The organism is Shewanella sp. 11B5 (genome assembly GCF_002836795.1).
Lineage (GTDB): Bacteria > Pseudomonadota > Gammaproteobacteria > Enterobacterales > Shewanellaceae > Shewanella > Shewanella frigidimarina.
The window spans coordinates 1-4,188 of sequence record NZ_PJAP01000574.1 but is presented as its reverse complement, the minus strand read 5'-3'; the positions used below and the strand labels follow the sequence as shown (position 1 = coordinate 4,188).

5 protein-coding genes are annotated in these 4,188 nt (G+C 42.8%); 1 reads left to right on the top strand and 4 read right to left on the bottom strand.

Annotated features, from left to right (window positions below):
* A partial coding sequence (locus CXF78_RS13405; protein ID WP_145991448.1) for a GGDEF domain-containing protein occupies positions 1-542 on the top strand: 542 nt, incomplete at its 5' end.
* Between the two features lie 102 nt (positions 543-644).
* Here the strand turns inward: CXF78_RS13405 and bioD are convergent.
* The 4 genes from bioD to bioB form a co-directional block, all read right to left on the bottom strand.
* Complete coding sequence (gene bioD / locus CXF78_RS13400) at positions 645-1,352, bottom strand: dethiobiotin synthase (RefSeq protein ID WP_165871088.1); 708 nt, start codon at positions 1,350-1,352, stop codon at positions 645-647.
* Positions 1,353-1,359: 7 nt separating this feature from the next.
* A complete protein-coding gene (locus CXF78_RS13395; protein WP_102037076.1) occupies positions 1,360-2,124 on the bottom strand; it encodes a methyltransferase domain-containing protein in 765 nt (254 codons plus the stop codon).
* 20 nt (positions 2,125-2,144) lie between these two features.
* Entirely contained in the window at positions 2,145-3,344 is a 1,200-nt protein-coding gene (locus CXF78_RS13390) for an aminotransferase class I/II-fold pyridoxal phosphate-dependent enzyme (protein ID WP_102037075.1), read from the bottom strand.
* Between the two features lie 6 nt (positions 3,345-3,350).
* Positions 3,351-4,188: biotin synthase BioB (bioB, locus tag CXF78_RS13385; RefSeq protein ID WP_102037074.1), on the bottom strand; the 838-nt coding region annotated here is incomplete at its 5' end.

Genomic DNA, 4,188 nt, shown 5'->3' with positions numbered 1-4,188 from the left:
AATCAGAAATCGATACTCTCAAAACTCGTTTAGCTGAATCTGAAAAAGACATGCTATTTGACGCCCTAACCAATGTGTTAAATCGCCGTGCATTTAACACTGACATTGAAGCGCAAATTGGCTCAGCTCCTGCGGGTACCTGCATGATTTTAATTGATATTGATCACTTTAAAACCTTCAACGATAATTTTGGCCATCAACTTGGCGATTTAGTCCTAAAAACCGTTGCGAAGCGTATCCAAGAAGCCTGTCGTGACGGCATTAAACTGTATCGTTTTGGTGGTGAAGAGTTCGCTATTATTGTACCAAGTAGTCAGTTTAGAGTTGCCAGACAATTAGCTGAAGGCATTCGCAGAGCGCTCGAAAAACTCAGCGTCAAAGACAGACGCAGTGACAAGGTTATTGACTCAATAACTGCATCTTTTGGTGTTGCTGAATGGAAAGCTAAACAAAGTGTATCTCAATTAATTGAAGCAACTGATAAGTTACTGTACGAAGCAAAACGCCTCGGTCGTAATAGAGTGATGCCAATCGCAAACTAACCATTCTGATAATATCAATTGATTGTTCGCCCAATTTTTACCTGCCCATGCTGAAAGCTAACAGCAGGAAAAATTGGGCTGAATATTTTTTGATATTGCGGGTTATTGAGGTAATTGCAGATAAACAGCAGCACTCTCAGCTGTTGCTGCCGTTAAATGAGGCACGTAACCTAAAAATGGTGCCTGCATCATCTGCTGTAAGCTGTTGAGGTTGTCGTCAATAAAAGCCATCTCAGCATCGACTTGATTCGCCACCCACCCCGCTATCGTTAATCCGTCAGCCAATATAACCTCTTGAGTTAACAACGCATGGTTTAAACAACCTAGCTTCATGCCAACCACTAAAATAACCTCTATCTTTGGCTTCTTTTTTGGGTTTTGAATTTGTTGTGCTTGTTGCAGTTTAGTCTGCAATAATTTGACAGTATCAGATAAATACTCACCATTACCAAACGGTAAGCGCCAGCCACCAGCACCTTCTATCAAGGCAAAATCTGCTTCTAACATCGCGGGGTTGTACATAGTATCAAGGACACTTTGAGCCGTTAATGTTCGATTAATTTGCTTGGCGGCAATGTGCGGCGCAATAGCGGGTTCAAAACTAATAGGATTAACCATTGTATAAGGCAAGTTCATATTCGACTGCGCCATTAGCATCATCGCGTCGCTATTGCGTAAGCCATCCTCGGTTACGTCACAACCAGATGCAATGGGTTTAAAGCCGCATTTATGGCCTTGAGCCTTTGATAGTAATGCTGCCGAAACTAATGTTTTGCCGCTGTCGGTATCTGTTCCTGTCACAAAGTACAACATCGTTTCAACCTCGCTTGGCGCGGATATACGCAATTTGATAAGTTAATGGTATGCCTTTATCGGTCCGCATTGTTTCTGCAAGTGCGATACGTTGCTGCCATTGTTGCTTAGTAAGGGGATGATGATGTGTTGCATTGTTTTCGCCTTGTTGAGCAAACGACGCACCCACACCTTTTATTGAGTACAGCAAGCTGCGCAAATCATCAAAATACACGCTAATACTCTTTACTTGAATATCAATATTAAGCCAATCGTTTGGTGAATCTTGAGATGCGATAAACGCTGCTTTAATAGCTGATACCGAATTAAACTGATTCACTCTAAAGCCCAATGTTTTTAATTCAGCCAAGCTACCATCAACAACCACACTAAGATGACATTCGCCACTTGGTCGCAATACTCGATGAAACTCAGCAAACGCTTCGGGTAGGTTTTGGCACCATTGTAAAGCTAAATTGGAATAGATACTGTCAATGGAAGCACTTTGTAATCCAAGCGCCTGTGCATCGCTGCAAATAGGTAAGTAGTCAGGGTATTGTTTTGTTAGTTGGTTAAGCATCCCATGCGCGATATCAACCGCAACGACCTGATCAACGTCATTAAAGGCGTTAAAACTCGTACCCGGGCCGGCTCCTACATCAAGTAAGGTGCCAAATAATGGCGCATTGTCTAATAATTGCTTAGCAGTGATACGTTGTAATACATCATGTTGCTTGTATTGAGATGCGGCGATTGAAAATTTATTTGCCACCGGATTATCTAACGTCATGAGGGTCTCATAGATACGATTTATTTAGCCATTGTTTGTGGTGCTAATGCGCCTTGCTTTTCGTCAGAATCATTATATTGATCAATGAGCAGAGTCAAAGCATTAACCAATGCATGAATGTCATCGACTTTATGCCGTGCATTTAAAGTAATACGCAAACGCGCCTGGCCTTTTGGCACCGTTGGCGAACGAATTGCGCCGACTAAAAAGCCTTGTTGTTTTAACTGCTGCGCAATCGCGATAACCTGATGGTTATCACCGATCATAATGGGCTGAATTGCGGTGGTAGAAGACGTAATACTCAATTTATTTGCTAATGCAAGTTGTCTAAACAACGCAACTTTAGCCGTTAACTGTGCCAATAATTCTGGGTGAGTTTGTTGCCAATTAATCGCCGCTAATGCTAAATGAGCATTGGCTGGAGATAAAGCTGTCGAGTAAATATACTCACGGCAGGTAGCAACCAAGTAATCAACTACCTCTTTTGAGGCTAAAATCGCTGCGCCTTGACCCCCTAACGCTTTACCAAAGGTGACCACTTGAATATCGACATTATCGGCATTAACAAACGAGCTTGGTAATACCCCAAAACCATGGGCATCATCGACAATAAGCCAACATCCATATTGCTTACATAAATCAGATAGCTCAGTAATGGGGGCTATATCGCCGTCCATACTAAATACACTCTCGGTGACAACGGCTGAATTGGGATTTCGTTCAATAATACGTGCTGCGCTGTTGATGTCATTATGCAAAAAGCGACTAATTTTACTGCCACAGTCTTTTAAGCCATCAATAATTGAGGCGTGCACCAATTTATCGGCAATGACCGTGTCATCGGTGTTAAACAAGGTTTTCATTAACGCACTATTGGCACTAAAGCCTGAACTAAACAGCATACAAGCTTGGTGGCTGGTAATCTCACATAAGCGTTGTTCCAGCGCCACATGGGCTTGGCTATAACCACTCACAAGCGGTGATGCCCGACTGCCTACACCATACACGGTTGCACCATCGTAAAGTGCTTGTGCTAACGCAGGTTCGTGGGCTAAACCTAAATAGTCATTATGGCTAAAATCAATCAATGTTGATTGTTGCGACGTTGCCGACACCTGTCGTTGGCGTAACAATCCTGCAGCCTGCAGTTCGGCAAGCTTCTCACTTATCCGTAATGTAATTGGATGTTCTCCAATTTCAGGCTGACTGAATGATGTCATATTAGATTACAGCGCTGCGGCATCAAAAAACTGCTTAGTCGACTTATCTTGTTTGGCACTGGCTTTGGCTAATAGTGCGCTATCGTTTTCAATGTTGGCTTGTGGGCCTTGCTCAGGATGCAAACCTAAACGACGGAACAAACTCATATCATCATTTTCTTCAGGGTTTGGCGTTGTTAATAGCTTACAACCGTAAAAAATAGAATTAGCACCGGCAAAGAAACACATAGATTGCAGTTCATCACTCATGCTTTCACGTCCTGCAGATAAACGTACTCGAGATTTAGGCATTAAAATACGGGCAACAGCAATAGTGCGCACAAATTCAAGCGGATCAAGATCATCGATATTCTCAAACGGTGTACCGGCTACTTTAACTAACATGTTGATTGGTACTGAATCGGGGTGTTGTTCTAAATTAGCTAACTGTTGCAATAAACCTGCGCGATCAGTAGCTTTTTCACCCATACCCACAATGCCGCCTGAGCACACTTTCATGCCCGATGCGCGTACGTTTGTTAGCGTATCCAAGCGACTTTGATAAGTACGAGTGGTAATAACGTCTCCGTAATATTCAGGCGAGGTATCAAGGTTATGGTTGTAATAATCTAAACCAGCGTCGGCTAATTTTCCGGCTTGTTCAGACGACAACATCCCTAATGTCATACAGGTTTCCATGCCTAAAGCACGGACATCTTTTACCATTTGCGTCAAATATGGCATATCTTTGTCACGCGGGTTACGCCAAGCGGCGCCCATACAAAAACGCGATGCTCCTGCCGCTTTAGCACTTTTAGCTTCGGTTAGTACTTTATCAATTTCAAGTAAACGTTCTTTTTCAAGA

What these genes read in the sequence shown, in the direction of transcription:
- CXF78_RS13390 (WP_102037075.1), bottom strand. Translation starts at nt 3,344, where the DNA reads ATGACATCATTCAGTCAGCCTGAAATTGGAGAACATCCAATTACATTA.
- CXF78_RS13395 (WP_102037076.1), bottom strand. Translation starts at nt 2,124, where the DNA reads ATGACGTTAGATAATCCGGTGGCAAATAAATTTTCAATCGCCGCATCT.